This is a genomic window from Sphingopyxis sp. JAI128 (assembly GCF_014207235.1).
Classification (GTDB): Bacteria; Pseudomonadota; Alphaproteobacteria; order Sphingomonadales; family Sphingomonadaceae; genus Sphingopyxis.
The window spans coordinates 406,387-420,746 of sequence record NZ_JACHDA010000004.1 but is presented as its reverse complement, the minus strand read 5'-3'; the positions used below and the strand labels follow the sequence as shown (position 1 = coordinate 420,746).

Annotated in this window: 14 protein-coding genes; 6 read left to right on the top strand and 8 right to left on the bottom strand. The window is 62.0% G+C overall.

Annotated features, from left to right (window positions below; all coding sequences use genetic code 11):
- Window positions 1-16 precede the first annotated feature (16 nt).
- Window positions 17-247, top strand: a complete 231-nt coding sequence (locus HDC35_RS12660) for a biotin/lipoyl-containing protein (protein WP_184647260.1) — start codon at window positions 17-19, stop codon at window positions 245-247.
- A gap of 3 nt (window positions 248-250) precedes the next feature.
- Here HDC35_RS12660 and HDC35_RS12655 read toward each other — a convergent pair whose 3' ends face one another.
- The 3 genes from HDC35_RS12655 to HDC35_RS12645 are packed head-to-tail and all read right to left on the bottom strand — an operon-like array spanning window position 251 to window position 3,072.
- Window positions 251-952 carry a nitroreductase gene (locus HDC35_RS12655; protein ID WP_260397701.1) on the bottom strand — a complete coding sequence of 234 codons (702 nt, stop codon included), beginning with the start codon at window positions 950-952 and terminating at the stop codon, window positions 251-253.
- Window positions 953-979: 27 nt separating this feature from the next.
- The gene (locus tag HDC35_RS12650) at window positions 980-2,026 is read right to left on the bottom strand and encodes a phosphotransferase (RefSeq protein ID WP_184647258.1); all 1,047 of its coding nucleotides are present in this window, start codon (window positions 2,024-2,026) and stop codon (window positions 980-982) included.
- Window positions 2,023-3,072 (bottom strand): phosphotransferase, encoded by a 1,050-nt coding sequence (locus HDC35_RS12645; protein ID WP_184647256.1) that lies wholly within the window; start codon window positions 3,070-3,072, stop codon window positions 2,023-2,025. The genes HDC35_RS12650 and HDC35_RS12645 overlap by 4 nt, the downstream gene beginning before the upstream one ends.
- A gap of 131 nt (window positions 3,073-3,203) precedes the next feature.
- On the opposite strand from HDC35_RS12645, the gene HDC35_RS12640 reads away from it, so the two are divergent.
- Entirely contained in the window at window positions 3,204-3,887 is a 684-nt protein-coding gene (locus HDC35_RS12640; RefSeq protein ID WP_184647254.1) for a carboxymuconolactone decarboxylase family protein, read from the top strand.
- Window positions 3,888-3,905: 18 nt separating this feature from the next.
- Here the strand turns inward: HDC35_RS12640 and HDC35_RS12635 are convergent, their stop codons facing one another.
- The 3 genes from HDC35_RS12635 to HDC35_RS12625 all read right to left on the bottom strand — a co-directional run bounded on the left by HDC35_RS12635 (window position 3,906) and on the right by HDC35_RS12625 (window position 8,991).
- On the bottom strand, window positions 3,906-5,162 hold the full coding sequence (locus HDC35_RS12635) for a cytochrome P450 (protein ID WP_184647251.1): 1,257 nt from the start codon (window positions 5,160-5,162) through the stop codon (window positions 3,906-3,908).
- Window positions 5,163-5,234: 72 nt separating this feature from the next.
- Window positions 5,235-6,446, bottom strand: a complete 1,212-nt coding sequence (locus HDC35_RS12630; protein WP_184647249.1) for a cytochrome P450 — start codon at window positions 6,444-6,446, stop codon at window positions 5,235-5,237.
- A gap of 121 nt (window positions 6,447-6,567) precedes the next feature.
- A complete protein-coding gene (locus tag HDC35_RS12625; RefSeq protein WP_184647247.1) occupies window positions 6,568-8,991 on the bottom strand; it encodes a TonB-dependent receptor in 2,424 nt (807 codons plus the stop codon).
- Between the two features lie 390 nt (window positions 8,992-9,381).
- Here HDC35_RS12625 and HDC35_RS12620 point away from each other — a divergent pair, with 390 nt between their 5' ends.
- Both HDC35_RS12620 and HDC35_RS12615 read left to right on the top strand, forming a co-directional pair.
- Window positions 9,382-10,578, top strand: a complete 1,197-nt coding sequence (locus tag HDC35_RS12620; RefSeq protein ID WP_184647245.1) for a CaiB/BaiF CoA-transferase family protein — start codon at window positions 9,382-9,384, stop codon at window positions 10,576-10,578.
- Entirely contained in the window at window positions 10,520-11,215 is a 696-nt protein-coding gene (locus HDC35_RS12615; protein ID WP_311770770.1) for a TetR family transcriptional regulator, read from the top strand. The genes HDC35_RS12620 and HDC35_RS12615 overlap by 59 nt, the downstream gene beginning before the upstream one ends.
- Before the next feature lie 302 nt (window positions 11,216-11,517).
- Here HDC35_RS12615 and HDC35_RS12610 read toward each other — a convergent pair whose 3' ends face one another.
- The gene (locus HDC35_RS12610) at window positions 11,518-11,982 is read right to left on the bottom strand and encodes an Lrp/AsnC family transcriptional regulator (RefSeq protein WP_184647243.1); all 465 of its coding nucleotides are present in this window, start codon (window positions 11,980-11,982) and stop codon (window positions 11,518-11,520) included.
- 125 nt (window positions 11,983-12,107) lie between these two features.
- On the opposite strand from HDC35_RS12610, the gene HDC35_RS12605 reads away from it, so the two are divergent.
- Window positions 12,108-13,160, top strand: coding sequence for a Glu/Leu/Phe/Val dehydrogenase (locus HDC35_RS12605; protein WP_184647241.1), 1,053 nt, complete (start codon window positions 12,108-12,110; stop codon window positions 13,158-13,160).
- Entirely contained in the window at window positions 13,160-13,396 is a 237-nt protein-coding gene (locus tag HDC35_RS12600) for a hypothetical protein (RefSeq protein WP_184647239.1), read from the top strand. Before HDC35_RS12605 ends, HDC35_RS12600 begins: the two co-directional genes overlap by 1 nt.
- Window positions 13,397-13,622: 226 nt before the next feature.
- On the opposite strand, the gene HDC35_RS12595 is transcribed toward HDC35_RS12600, so the two are convergent.
- Complete coding sequence (locus HDC35_RS12595) at window positions 13,623-14,174, bottom strand: hypothetical protein (RefSeq protein WP_184647237.1); 552 nt, start codon at window positions 14,172-14,174, stop codon at window positions 13,623-13,625.
- Window positions 14,175-14,360: the final 186 nt, after the last annotated feature.

Here is a 14,360-nt window from a genome sequence, read left to right as displayed (position 1 = left end):
AGAGGAAGGACATCAAATGGCAACGCAGGTTCTGCTTCCCAAGCTCGGCTTCTCGATGAACGAGGGGCTGCTTTCGGAATGGATGGTCGAGGATGGTGCCGAGGTCACCGAGGGCCAGCCGATTTATGCGCTCGAGAGCGACAAATCGACGAATGAGGTGGAAAGCCCCGCGAGCGGCAAGATCAAGATTCTAGCCGAGATCGGCGAGACCTACGAGGTCGGCCACCTGCTCGCCGAGATCGAGTAAACCCTAATCGTCGAAGCCGACGAAGGTAACGGCTTCGTCGACGGACTTGCGCTCGGACACAACCCCATTGGCCGGGAAGCTCTCGTCGGGATAGCCGATCGCGATACAGATCATGATGAGCTGGTCGTCGGCAATCCCGGCATGTTCGCGGACCACCGGCGACTGCATGATGCCCTGGCTGTTGATGACGCAGCCGAGGCCATGCGCCCATGCCGCATTGACGATCGCGTTCGTGACACCCCCGCAATCAAATGGGGCAATATCGCCGCCGACAAGCACGCGGTCATAGGTGACGACGATGCATGCCGGGGCGTCGAACTGCCGAAAGCCGCGCAATACCCATTCGAGGCGTTTGCGTTTGTCATCGCGCGCGATGTCCATTGCCGCGAACAACTGCCGCGCGACACCGACCTGGCGCTCGCGATGCACGCCCTCATATTTCTCATTGCCGCGGAACTCGCGCGATGACGGCACACCGGCAAGATTGCGCTCTGTATTTCCCTCGCGAATGCGCTCGAGTGGCGCTCCGGTCACGACATAGAAATTCCACGGCTGCGAATTGAGCGACGAGGGCGCCCTCATCGCCAGTTCAAGGATGTCGCGCAGCATGGCCTGCGGAACGGGGCGGCTCTGAAAACCCCTGATGCTGCGGCGTCCGCGGATCACCTGCGCGTAAGCGGAGGCGAGTTCGTCTTCCTTCATCATTGCAGAACTTTCGCTTTCATCGGCATTTTACGCCATGCCATGGTCGATCATCGCCTCGGCGAACCGGGCAGCCACAATCGCGTTGTAGGATTCGGGCTGGAAGCTTGTGCTGTTCGCCAGCCAGACAAGAAAACCGTAGCAGAGATAAGACCGGTAATGCTCGATCGCCTGCCGCGGTGTGAGCCTGGGCCCGCCGGCTATCTCGAGATAGCCGAGATAGTCGAGCAGCAGATATTCCTCCTGACGGCGCCGTTCGTCGAGGCTAAGCGTCGAGACGAGATAATAGGCGACATCATAGGCCCATCCGCCGCGCGACACGCACTGCCAGTCAAGGAAAGCCGGCTTGCCCACGCGATCGATATAGGAGTTGCCGATATGCGCATCGCCATGGAGCAGCATATGATCGGTATCCGCGCGCGCGAAGGCCAATGTCTGGGCGAAGGCTTGGCGGATGGCATCCGGGTCGCGAAGCCGATCCGGAATGCCTGCGCCGCGGGGAAGCGCGAGGAAATGCTCGAGCTGTTTTTCCTCGAGAATGTAATTCAGATAGGAGCCGGCGCGGGCCGCGTCGGAAAAGAGGTCCCGGATCCACGCTCCGCGGGGCAGCCGGTCGCTACCGAAGGTCCCGCCATGCAATCGCGCGAGTTCGTTCAAGGCCAGATTGGCTTCGTCCGCCGCGATCTCGGATTCGGGCGTTCGGATCTTCGCTCCCGCCGCGTCAAGATCCTCCAGCAACAGGACCCCATCAAGCATGTCGTCGCTCCAGATCGCACCGAAATGGCGCGGCGCGGCTACCGAAAGACCTGGCAGGAGCTCGGCGTAGACACGCGGCTCGCGCGCGAAGATCCCGACCTGTCGAAGGATTTCACTGCCGTCCTCCCAGCCGCCTTTCACATAGAGTGTGTCAGGTCCCTGGGGGCCGGGCGCATATGCAAGCCGCACGAGCGCTTTGGTCGCCGTGCCATGGATTTCTCCTTCGATCGCGGCGTCAACCACCCGAATTCCCGGGAAGCGATCCTGCATCAAGCCGGTCAGGAACTCCGCGTCGACCCCTCCGAGGCCAGCCGGGATCATACACCCAGCTCCGCGAAGACATCATGGTCGATCATCGCCATCGCGAAGCGTGACGCAGCGGCGGTGTTGGCCGCTTCGGTCTGGAACTGCCATCCGTTCAGCATCCAGATCAGCAGGCCCCATATGATATCGCGGCGATAGGCCGCAAACGCCTCCTCGAAGGACGGGGCATCGATCCCGTGACGGGTAAGCCCATCGAGATAGTGGCGAAGCAGGTCGCGCTCCCAGTGCCGCCGATCGACGAGATCGAGACCGGCCACCAGAAAATAGCTGACATCGACCGACCAAGGCGCGACGCGCGGCTGCCAGTCAAGGAAGCCAGGGCGGCCATCGGCGTCGCGGTAGAGATTGCCGAGGTGCATGTCGCCGTGCAGCACGGTGAACGGCATTGTCTCGTGATGCGCCCGCATCGCCCCATGAGCGGCGCGGATGCGGGCCGGATCGAGCAGGTCGCGCGGCATGGCGGCGCAGCGCGGCCGCACCGTAAACTCTTCGAAGCGCGAAGGATCGGTGAGGATGCCGAAATAATGGTGGAAGCGCGCCTCGCTCGTGTCGGGCAGCCAGGGGAAGCGCGCGAACAGCGAACTCTTCTCATCCCACCAGCGTGCGTGTTGGCGCGCGAGCCCCTCCAGAAAGGCGGCGGCGGTCGAGCGGTCGAGTGGACGGTGAAGCGACTGGAACTCGACATCGCGGAGCGTGAGGTCTTCGAGGATCACCAACGCGCGTCCGTGGCTATCCTCGGCGGCAAGCAGGCAGCGCGGGCTGTTGGTTTCGATGGTCGGTACGAAGTCCCGATAGGCATGCATTTCATTCGCGTGCATATGCGCCATGGCTTCGCTGTGCGGCTCGAAGCCGGCTTTCATGATGACGCGCCGAGGCAGAAAGTCATGGTCTGCGTCGATCTCGATCCGAAGCTTCGTGCAGGCGCCGTGAATGATCTCGACGATCCGCATCCCGGTGATTTCCGGGCCTGGGTGCTCCGTCCCGAGCGCCCCGCGCAGCCAAGCGAGGTCAACCTCTTCGATCGTGCGCGGCAAGTCTTTCATCGCTCTTCCCTCAGGCTTGTCGAGCCGAATAATCGTATATCTTTTTATAACGATTAGATTGCCGACACGGGCGGATTGTTGCAAGGTCCAATCAACAACCGGTGCGGAATCCGGGAAGAGGGAGAGCGAAAATGAAGCCTGTCGGCCTGATTTTCTTCGTGGCTGCCCTGATCGCCGCGCCGGTTTTGGCCCAACCGGAAACCCGGCCCGCGCAAGTGAAAGGCGACAAGATGACAGACACTGGACGTTCGATCAGCCGTATCGGCCTGCTCGATCCTGCCGACATGACTCCGGCGCAGCGCGAAGCCTATGAGAGCAGTCCGAGCGCGAAGCTCAACCTTTCGCGCCTGCTCGCCCAGGCGAAGACCCTTCAACCCGGCATGGGTATGCTGATCCGCGCGATGATGACCGACACGACCTTGCCTCCGCTCGAGCGCGAGATCGTCATCCTTGCCGTGCTGCACCTCGATCGCGGCGCCTATGAGTGGGCGCAGCATGAGCAGGTCGCGGCCGCGATGGGTATTTCGAAAGAGAAAGTCGACGCGATCGCCGACGACCGCTTCGGGGATCCGGTGTTTGACGAGCGCGAGAAGGCGCTTCTGGCGTTCACCCGGCAGACGGTGAAAGCGGTCCGCGTCGACGATTATGCGTTCGGCGCCGTGAAAGCCTTCTACGACGATCGCCAGCTCGTCGAGTTGCTGCACGTCATCGGCATCTACATGCTGATCCTTCGCGTGTCCGAGGTCGCGGAACTGGAAATCGACGCGGTGCATGGCGCCGAGGTCTGGAAGCACGCCGAAGCGAAGAAGGACTGACTATGTGCGACCCCGCCCTCAGGCGGGGTCGAACAGGACGTGCAGGTGATCGGGCACGCGGAGCAGATAGCCCTTGATCGCGGGGGCCGGCTTCGACGGATCGAGGCGGAGGTTCGGCAGCCGATCGAGAATCGCGTTCAACGCCCGGGTCATCTCCACGCGTGCGAGATGCTGGCCGATGCAGACATGCGGCCCGCTCGCGAAGGGGATCGGCCGCACCGACTTGGCGCGGAAGATATCGAAGCGGTCCGGATTTTCATATTTGCGCGGATCGCGGTTTGCCGACCCCAGGACGACGTTGACCATCGAACCCGCCGGAATGACCGTGCCGTCGACCTCGGCATCATTTGCCGTATAGCGGAACGTAGAGGTGACCGGTCCGTCCCAGCGCAACGCTTCGTCGATTGCTTGCGGGATAAGGTCTCGATCGTTGCGGACCGCTTCGAGTTGCTCGGGATTGTTGAGGAGGCAGGTCAGCAGAACGCTGGTGCCGCGATAGGTGGTGTCGCCGCCGGCGTTCATCAGCTGCCGCAGGAACGAAGTCAGCACATCGTCGGGCAGGCGCTCGCCGTCGGCCTCTACCGTCGCCAGATGGCTTACGAGATCGGTGCCGGGATTGGCGCGGCGCATGTCGAGCAGTTGCTGAAAGAAGGTGCCAAGCTTGGCGGTCGATTCGGCGCCTTGCGGAGCACCGATCGTCGAGAGCAATTGCGCGACGGCCAGCTTGTGAAAGATCGGCGCCTGTTCGGCATCCAGTTCGAGCTGCCGGTAGATGACCTGGAACGGGAAATGATGGGTATATTCCTCGATCAGGTCGGCCTCGCCGCGGCGTTCGAACTTGCCCATTAGATCGTCTACGACGGGATCGACAACGCTTTCGCCCCATTGGCGCACAATCTGCGGGAGGAAGGCCTTCTGGAACACCTTGCGGTAGCGGCCATGCTCGGGCGCATCCATGACCGTGATCGTGCGGCCGAAGCTTTTGCCCAAACTATGCTTGAAGACCTCATGATTGCGGAAATTCTCCGGATCCATGAGGACGCGTATGCAAGCGTCATAGCCGACGACCATGAACTGGCGCATATGCCCGAGCTGGACGTCGGGAATGTCCGTGAACATCTTGCGATAGCTGCCTTCATGGACGCTGCCCGCGCGCATCAATTCGTGAAGGCGCGGATAGGGATCCTCGGCATCACCGCGCGACATGCGTTCAACGGCAAAGGCGTCGAAGCTCTTGTCTTCCAGATCTTCCAGGCGTGGCAGAACGGTGGCCATGTCTCTCTCCCGATCGTTCGGATTCGTTATAGGTGACGTTCTGACACTATTTGAAATTATGTCAAGATATCGTCAGTCCCAACGCAGATGCAGTTCGTCGAAGCCCGGCACTGACCCGCAATGCTCGACATTCTGCTTGTCGGGATCGAGCCGGAATTCCGGGACCCGAGTGAGGAACTCTTCGAGGAAGACCTGGATTTCCGCTCGCGCAAGCGGCGCGCCGACACATTTGTGCGGGCCGTTGCCGAACGTGTTGTGATCGGCGGGTGTCGTCCCCCGGTCGAGGTCGACATCCATCGGACATTTGTATCGCCGTTCGTCGATCCCGGAGAGATTGTTCGGGACCATGATCATCTCGTCCTTCTTGAACAGGACGCCCTTATATTCAAAGTCGCGAGTCAGAATCCGGCCGGTGTTCGAGAGGCCGAAGCGGCGGAGAAATTCCTCTGACGCCGCCGGGATGAGTTCCGGTTCGCGGCGGAGGCGCGCCTGCATCTCGGGGTGCTGAGCGAGGTAATGCGTGATGTAGGAAAGCGAGGAAGCGACCGTATCAAGGCCCCCCACGAACAAAAGGCTCGCCATCGACAGCGTCTCTTCATCCGACTGGAAGCGCGGGTTGCTGCGCCAGGCAGCCACCCGCGTGAGCAGATCCTCGCCGTCCCCGCCTTCGCGCTCGTCGAGGATCGTCTTCAGATATTCGCGGACCCGCATCATCGCCGCCATGCGCTGCGCCGGATCGTAGGCCGACATGATCGCGATGCCCCACTCGACGAACTCTTCACGGCGATCGAGCGGCAGGTCGACGATGCGAAGGAACATCGTGACGGGCATCACGCGTGCGAACTCGCTCAGAAATTCGCAGCCGCCATTGGGCCGGATATTCTCGATCAGCTCGATCGTGAGCTCGCGAGCCTCGACGCGCATGCGCGCGACATTCTTCGGCGTGAATCCCGGGTTGATCACCGCGCGGTAACGCGCGTGATTGGGCGGATCCACCGCCAGCGGAAGTGGCTTCAGCGGCATCAGCGCCCGCGGAATCATGAATTCCTCGTGGCTGAAGACTTCGTAATTTTCCTGGACGAATTTGACGTCCTCGGCGCGGGTTACCATCCAGTGCCCACCGTGCCGCGGACTCCAGATGATGTCTGGTCCCGCATGGAGGCGCTTGACTGCCTTGTAGACCCCCTCCTCCTCCATCCCCGCCGGGCGGATATAGTCATAGTCGACGACAAGCTCATCGGGGACATGGTCGGGCTTGGGAGTGAGGGCAGGCACGGTCATCATCGATCCTCTTGCTGTCTGTTACCAAAAAATGAGCCGGAGGCAGATCCTGCCCCCGGCCTCAGGTTACTCCGATCGGTAATGCCCCTTTTTGCCGGGATCGGAGCGTTGGAGATGGAGCGCGTCAGTAGCGCCAAGTTAGCGACACACCGTAGGTGCGCGGATCGCCCGGCGTATAGGCCGTGATCCCGAACGGCGTGTTCTCGAGCGACAGCAGGCGCGTGAAGTATTTCTTCTGCGTGATGTTGCGTGCGTAGAAGGCGATCTCGAGGTCCGGATCGTCGAGTTCGAACGCGATGCGCCCGTTCAGGATGCCGTAGCTCGGGATAAGCGACGTTTTCTGCAGCGCCGCGTTGCCGGCATCGATCTGTTCGGGAGTGAGGCCGACCCGCGCCGCGGCGGCGAGCTGCATCGGCGCGCCATATTGCTTCGACCGCCACCCGTAATCGACCCTGAGCCGGAGCGTGCCTGCATTCGCGATTTCATATTCATAGTCGCCCGTCAGGCCGAGGGTATATTTCGGCGTGTAGGGGAACGCGGCGTCTTGCCAGTCGGTGTTGTCGAGGCTGTTGATGAACCGCTTGTACTTCGGATCGGTGTAACCGAAGTTCGCGCCGAGCGTCAGCCCTTCGACAGGTACGACCGTGAGTTCGGCTTCAAGACCGCGAATGCGCGCGCTCGCGGCATTGGCCACGCCTGACACCAGGCGAGTGCCGGCAACGCCGATCAGGTTGCGCTGCACATTCTTCACGTCGGAATCGAACGCCGCGAGGTTGAGCCGAACGCGACGGTCGAACGCGTCGATCTTCGCACCGATTTCATAGTCGGTCACTTCTTCCGGCGAGAAACTGATCGGCGGATTTCCGCCCGCAACCGCGCGGGTGTTGAACCCGCCCGAGCGCTGTGAACGGCTGGTCTTTGCATAGAGGAAGATATTGTCAGTCGCCTGCCAGTCGGCGCTCGCGAGGTACGACCAATAGTTGAACGAGCGGCTGAAGGTTGCGCGGAACGGATCGCTCGGGTCGCCGTCAAGCAAGGTCGGGATCGACGATACCTGGGCGTTGGTAAAGAAGTTGAGATCGCGGTTGCGCGATACGAGGGTGCGCTTGTCCTCGGTATAACGAACACCCGCGGTCAGTCGGACGCCGTCGATGACTTCATAAATCAGCTGACCGAAACCCGCGGCGCTGCGGTTGCGGATCGTGCCATCGACGATGCCGATAGCCGGCGAGACCGGGAACAGGCTCGCCGAGCGTGAGCGGTCGGTGCCGTTCTCGACGAAGTAGAAGGCGCCAAGAATATATTGGAGACGATCGAGCTTGCCAGAGAGCTGCAGTTCCTGGCTGAACTGGTCCTGGTCGATGACGTTACCCGCGAACGGCGCAACGCCGCCGGTGAACAGATAGGGGGTGCCGTCATTGTCGCTGAGCGAATTCAGATAGACGCCGCGCCATGCTGTCGTGCTCTTGAGCAAGGCTGCGTCGGAGAACTCATATTGCAAGATGCCCGACGCACCATGCGTCTTCGAGATGCCATAGCCCGGCGTGTTCTGGTAGACGTTGTGAATATTGTCGTTGCCGTTCTGGCCGTAGATGTAATTCTGGAGCGGACCGCGCGCGACCGCCGGGCAGAAGGGTTGCAAGGCATTCAGCGCCGGAACGGGCGCGGTGCCGTTGCAGGCGCCGATGACGAGCTGCTGCGGCGAGGTGGCGTTCCCGAGGGTTACCGATTTGAGGCCGACCAGCTCGCCCGTATCCTTGTACTTGGTATAGTCGGCCGAGAAGAGCGCGCTGAAGCGCGAGCCTGGCGGCTCAAGCTTGAAGCTGACGCGAAAAAAGTCGGAATTTGCCGTACCAAGCTCGCGATCGAGTGCCAGGTTCCGGCCATATCCGTCGTGCTCGCGGTGCTGATAGACGACGCGCGCGGCAAGAGCCTCGCCCATCGGGATATTGATCATGCCGCGCGCGAGAATGGTGTTGAAGTTGCCATAGTCGAAGCGCGCTTCGGCATCAAAACCCGCCGTGCTCGGTTCGTTGGGGATGATATTGATCGCGCCACCGGTCGTGTTGCGACCGAACAGCGTGCCCTGCGGTCCACGCAGCACTTCGACACGCTGGACGTCGACCATGTCGAATGCGCCACCGGTCGAGCGAGCCGAATAGATGCCGTTGATGTACACACCCACCGCCTGGTCGATGGCAATCAGGCCGTCGGAGGAGCCCTGTCCGCGAATGAACACGGTTGCCGAGCCCGGCTGGGCCACGGCGCTCGAGAAAGTGAGATTGGGAGTGGTCGTCTGAAGCTGGGTAACGCTGGTGATCGACTGCTTGTCGAGCATGTCACCAGTAACCGCGCTGACCGCGACCGGAACGGTCTGCAGACTTTCCTCGGTCTTGCGAGCGACGACGACGATTTCCTGGATGCCGCCGGATGACTGGCCTTCCGCGGCGTCATCAACCGGCGCCGTCGACTGTGCGAACACCGGCGCGGCATAACCGCTCATCAACAGGGTGCTGAGCACCAGCGACGTCCGAACGAGCCTCTTCATCTAGCCATCCTCCCTCATAAACGCGTGGCCCGATTCTTCGGACTCTTCGCTTCAAGGCCTGCAGAATTATGAAGAAACATCTTAATCGTCAATACAATTAATACCTATCTTGGAAATCGTTTTGTTTTCAGGATCTTGCTCTCACAAGAAGCCAATTCTCGCGACGCTTTTGGCTCTGTGACATATCAGAGTGGCGAATTGACGGATCCACGGGCGCGCCAGCGCGGCATTGATCGCCGCGCGTGATCGACAATCGAAGAGCCTTGGCTTGAGGCCATCTCAGCAGGCCAGTCAGACCTTTGAAAAGTCCAAGCATGACACAGGATTGACCGGTCTTAAAAATGAATTTAACAATCTTAAAAATAGTTTTAATTCATTGGGAGGCCGTGCATGTGGAGTGCTCAAAGCAAGGGGATCGCGGCAGGCGACGCGAAAAAACTTCTCGAAGGTGTTCGGATCGTTGACCTGACAAGCGTCGTCTTTGGCCCCTATGCGACCCAGATTCTGGTCGATCTTGGAGCCGAGGTCGTCAAGATCGAGACCCCCGGCGCCGGAGACAGCTTCCGCTGGACCGGAAAGGCCGCAGTGACGCCCGGCATGAGTCCCGGATTTCTCGCGATCAATCGCGGCAAGCAGTCCGTCGCGCTCGATCTCAAGGTTGCTCGGGATCTTGCGGTCATGCAAGACCTGCTTCGCGGGGCCGACGTGTTCATACTCAACGTCCGCGGCAAGGCGGTGGAGCGGCTTGGCCTCGACTATGAGACTGTCAAAGCGCTCAACCCGGGCATCGTGTATGCACACTGCGTGGGCTTCGGACAGGACGGCCCTTATGCCGAGCTACAGGCCTATGACGATGTGATTCAAGCGGCGACGGGAACTGCATCCTTGCTGCCGCGCGTCGACGAAGATCCGCGCGCTCGCTACCTCCCATCGCTGATAGCCGACAAGGTGGCCGGGCTGCATGCGGTCTACGCGGTGCTTGCGGCAATCATCCACAAGCTGCGGACCGGTGAAGGTCAGAAAGTCGAGATACCGATGTTCGAGGCCTTCAGCCATTTCATGCTGATCGAACATCTCGCGGGCCTCACCTTCGATCCGCCGAACGCGCCGGCCGGATATTTTCGACAGATCGATCCGGACCGCCAGCCCTTTCCGACCTCGGACGGGTTCGTCAGCATTGTTGCCTACACGGACGACGCCTGGCCGCGCCTTTTCGGGCTGCTCGGCAATCCCGGCTTTCTGGAGGACGAACGGTTTTCCACCCGCAAGCTCCGGACAGCAAACTCGGGGCTTCTTTACAGGGAAGTGACGCGCCTCACCCCAAATTTCACGAGCGCCGAGCTCGTTGCCAAATGCCATGCAGCGCAGCTTCCCGCCCAGATGGTTCGCGATCTGTCGGACATCATGGATGACCCTCATCTTTCTGCCACCAACTTCTTCCGGCCAAGCAATCATCCGAGTGAAGGACCCTATTACAGCATGGCGCACCCCGTCCGCTTTGCCGCGCCGCTTGACACGGCCCTCGGAAATGCGCCCTTGCTCGACGAGCATGGCCCCCGCTTCCGGGGCGAGCCGAGAGGTAAATAGCGTGAGACAAGCGGCGCGGCCGTCCGAACCGACATCGCAGCGCATTCTCGATGCGGCGCGGTCGCTGATGACCGAGAGAGAGTTGGTCGACGTGCCTCTCGCCGACATTTCAGAGCGCGCCGGCACCAACATTGCGCTGGTGAGCTATTACTTCGGCAACCGCGAAGGACTCATGCTCGCTATCGCCGAGGCCGACGCCGAGCTCGCACTCGCCAACCTCGACCGCCTTCTGGCTTCTGATCTCAAGCCGACCGAGAAGATAGCGTCGCATATCCGGGGCCTGATCGAAGCCTATTTTAAGCGCCCCTATTTGCACCGCCTGCTGGAAAAGCTTCTGCGCGACGGGTCGCCCAAGGCCTCGGAACGCGTCGGGCTGGCGCTTGTGAAACCGGTTGCCGACGCACGAGCCGTCGTTATCGCCGAAGGCATTCGCCTCGGAGAGTTCCGCGAAGTTGACGCGGGACTGATGAGCGTTGCGATCGACGGCGCCTGCTCGCATCTCTTTTCCTCAGTTGCGCGGCGCCGCGCAATTCTGGGTGATGGCGCCCTAAATGCCGATCTCATCGACAGTTATGCTCGCGAGATTGTCGGGCTGTTCGCTAGGGGCATCACAGCGAAGGCGACTGACGACGCATAGGCATGCGCGACGCGCCGATCCTTGCTGTTCCACGCTCAACCTCGCCCGTAGGCAACTCCGTCTTTATTGCGCGAGCCCGAAACGGCTCCTCCAGGCAGGTATCGCATGGACGAGACTTTTGCCCCCGACACGCGGATTCTAATGATCAAGAAATTGGTGATTGCTGGGTGATTGCCCGCCCACTTTCCAAGCAAGCCATTCCAGATAAATATTATACAATTCAATGGTATAATTGACTTTGGACACGAAATCTGGTATTTCCGCTATCGCCGCAAATAGCGCTGCGGCGGAACGCCCGGCCCCTATCCCAGCGGCAGTTCGGTCGTCGCCTTGATTTCGGATAACGCGACGGTCGAATTGATTTCCTGCACCCCCGGCAATTTGCTCAGCTGGTCGAAGAAGAAGCTTTCATAGGCGTCGATGTCCCTGGCGACGATCCGCAGCATGAAGTCGGTCGTTCCCATCAGCACATAGGCGTCGAGCACTTCGGGAAAGCCGCGGATCGCGGCGCTGAACTCGTCGAGATTGGCGCGGCCATGGGCGTTGAGCTTGACCTGCGCGAACACATGCGCGTTGAGCCCGACCTTGCGCCGGTCGACGATCGCAACGCGCTTGCGGATGAAGCCGTCGCGTTCGAGCCGGTCGATCCGCCGCCAGCACGGTGACACCGACAGGCCCACCCGTTCGGCGACCTGGGCCGTCGTCTGATTCGCGTCGCGCTGCAATTCGCGGAGGATTTTTATCTCGAATGGGTCCAGATCGGTCATCTGTTCCCTATATCGTGAATGATGGGGATAGATAATCCCCAAAATGCCGCCTTGCCTCGCAATTCAAGGCAAGATTGTCCTGCGCTTCGATGCGATCATGCATTCCTTGTTCGAAGGAGTGTCTTATGGTCGTTCGTCTTGCCCGCCTGGCCCCGCCGCTCGAATGCGTGCGCCTGTACGATCTCGAATCGGGGCTCGACGGCTTCATCGCGATCCACTCGACGACGCTCGGGCCGGGCGCCGGCGGCTGTCGGCTGTGGTCCTATCCCGACATGCGCCACGCGCTTGGCGATGCCATGCGGCTGGCGGAAGGCATGAGCTACAAGAATGCACTCGCCGGGCTGCCGCTCGGCGGGGCCAAGGCGGTGCTGCGGCGCCCCGAGGGCGACTATGACCGCGTGGCGCTGTTCCGCGCCTTTGGCCGCGCGGTCGAGAATCTCGGCGGGCTCTATGTCACCGCCGAGGATGTCGGGACAACGGTTGCCGACATGGAGGAAGTTGCCAGCGTCTCGCGCCATGTCGCCGGATTGCCGTCCGCCGAAGGCCGCGCCGGGGGCGATCCGTCGCCCTGGACCGCAAAGGGCGTGTTCGAATCGATGCGCGTCGCCGCCGACTTCGCGCTCGGCCGCGACCTCAAGGGGCTGACCGTCGCGGTACAGGGCACGGGCAATGTCGGCGCCGACCTGTGCCGCCGCCTCGCCGACGCCGGCGCGCATCTGGTGATCGCCGATCCCGACCCCGTGCGCCGCGACCGGCTGCGCGCGATCCTGGGCGCCGAGGTGGTCGACGCCGATGCCATCGCGGGGGTCGACGCCGACATTTTCGCGCCCTGTGCGCTCGGCGGCGCGCTGACCCATGAAACGGTCGGCAAGCTGAAGGCAAAGCTGGTTTGCGGCGCCGCGAACAACCAGCTCGCGGCACCCGATGTCGCGGCGCTGCTGCTCGAACGCGGCATCGCCTATGCGCCCGACTATGTCGTCAATGCGGGCGGGATCATCAATGTATCGGCAGAATATCTGGGCGAAACCGAGGCGGAGGTCGAAGCGCGGGTCGCGGCGATCGCCCCGCGGGTCGGAGCATTGCTCGAACGCGCGGCACGCGAAGCGCGATCACCCGCGATCGTCGCCGACGAAATGGCCGAAGCCGCGATCGCCGGCGCCGAACGGGCCGCCGCCTGATGCACCGATTCCGGATCGACGCGATGCCCGACCCGCATTCGCTGCCGCGCGTCGCGGGTTTCTTCGCGCAGCGGGCGATCATGCCCGCGGCGATGCAGATGCGGGTCGAGCGGGGGCTGATGCGGATCGAGGTGACGGTCGACGGCCTCGGCGCGGCGCAAGCCGCCGTGATCGCCGCGAAGCTGCACGAAGCGGTGACGGTGATCGGCGCCGAACTGCACGACATGGCGGCGTAGCCCGCGCCCGGATGGCCGATGCGGCGATTAACGGTCGATTCCGGTCATTCGACCCAGATCGGCGCCTTTGGCAGTTAACGACCGGTTGCGGTCCTTATTCCTCCCCCCGTCATCCCGGACTTGATCCGGGATCCATCGCGGCGTCGAAGTCATGGACTCCGGATCAAGTCCGGGGTGACGAAGCTAAATGAGCAATGTCCCCTTCCCACCCCAATGCCGACGTTGGTTAATTCGCGGGCTTGGTCTCGTCGATCTTGTCGACCCATTCGGGGTAGAAGCTCGGCTCGCGGGCCGACCAGCCGGGGGCGGTGGCGGCGGCTTCGCTGATCGACTGGAGCAACGTCTTGCGCTTGTCGGGGTGAAGGTGCGGCAGCGATGCCGCGGCGCAGAAGGCGCCGGGCAGCCACGGCCGCGCATGCGCGCCGAGCAGCCGCTCGTAAAGGAAGCGATAGGAGGCGAAACCGGGCAGGCGATCCTGCCCCAAGTCGAAGGCCGACACGGCGATGAGCGGCGCCATGAAACCTTCGAGCGCGTCGAGCCCGCTATCGTCGGGGATATGGCCGCGAATCTCGGCGATGCGCTGATAGACGCGCGCCTGCACACGGATCGCGGTTTCCTCGACCATGTCGCGCGACCAGCGCGCGATCGCGTCGTCGCGTTCGAGTCCGATATCGAGCGAACGGCGGATATAGCGCTGGGTCGCCGCGGGAAAGCCCGCAAATTCCTTGATCTCGGAAAGGGACAGGTCGCCTGCGGCCGGTCCTGAACGCGTCGCCATGGTCATGCTCCCGCACGGCGCCCGGGGAGCCATCCCCCCGGAGGCCTGCATCTGACAGTCTGCCACCATATTGGTTAGTGGCAGGTTAACCATCGCGTCGGCACGCGTTCAGCAAATCACGGGGCGTTGCGCGATGCCGCGGCGGGGCCTAATCAGCGTGTCTTGAAATCATAAGACACACGCAGG

What these genes read in the sequence shown, in the direction of transcription:
- HDC35_RS12640 (WP_184647254.1), top strand. Translation starts at nt 3,204, where the DNA reads ATGAAGCCTGTCGGCCTGATTTTCTTCGTGGCTGCCCTGATCGCCGCG.
- HDC35_RS12635 (WP_184647251.1), bottom strand. Translation starts at nt 5,162, where the DNA reads ATGGCCACCGTTCTGCCACGCCTGGAAGATCTGGAAGACAAGAGCTTC.
- HDC35_RS12620 (WP_184647245.1), top strand. Translation starts at nt 9,382, where the DNA reads ATGTGGAGTGCTCAAAGCAAGGGGATCGCGGCAGGCGACGCGAAAAAA.
- HDC35_RS12655 (WP_260397701.1), bottom strand. Translation starts at nt 952, where the DNA reads ATGATGAAGGAAGACGAACTCGCCTCCGCTTACGCGCAGGTGATCCGC.
- HDC35_RS12600 (WP_184647239.1), top strand. Translation starts at nt 13,160, where the DNA reads ATGCACCGATTCCGGATCGACGCGATGCCCGACCCGCATTCGCTGCCG.
- HDC35_RS12660 (WP_184647260.1), top strand. Translation starts at nt 17, where the DNA reads ATGGCAACGCAGGTTCTGCTTCCCAAGCTCGGCTTCTCGATGAACGAG.
- HDC35_RS12650 (WP_184647258.1), bottom strand. Translation starts at nt 2,026, where the DNA reads ATGATCCCGGCTGGCCTCGGAGGGGTCGACGCGGAGTTCCTGACCGGC.
- HDC35_RS12645 (WP_184647256.1), bottom strand. Translation starts at nt 3,072, where the DNA reads ATGAAAGACTTGCCGCGCACGATCGAAGAGGTTGACCTCGCTTGGCTG.
- HDC35_RS12610 (WP_184647243.1), bottom strand. Translation starts at nt 11,982, where the DNA reads ATGACCGATCTGGACCCATTCGAGATAAAAATCCTCCGCGAATTGCAG.
- HDC35_RS12625 (WP_184647247.1), bottom strand. Translation starts at nt 8,991, where the DNA reads ATGAAGAGGCTCGTTCGGACGTCGCTGGTGCTCAGCACCCTGTTGATG.
- HDC35_RS12630 (WP_184647249.1), bottom strand. Translation starts at nt 6,446, where the DNA reads ATGATGACCGTGCCTGCCCTCACTCCCAAGCCCGACCATGTCCCCGAT.
- HDC35_RS12595 (WP_184647237.1), bottom strand. Translation starts at nt 14,174, where the DNA reads ATGGCGACGCGTTCAGGACCGGCCGCAGGCGACCTGTCCCTTTCCGAG.
- HDC35_RS12615 (WP_311770770.1), top strand. Translation starts at nt 10,520, where the DNA reads ATGCGCCCTTGCTCGACGAGCATGGCCCCCGCTTCCGGGGCGAGCCGA.
- HDC35_RS12605 (WP_184647241.1), top strand. Translation starts at nt 12,108, where the DNA reads ATGGTCGTTCGTCTTGCCCGCCTGGCCCCGCCGCTCGAATGCGTGCGC.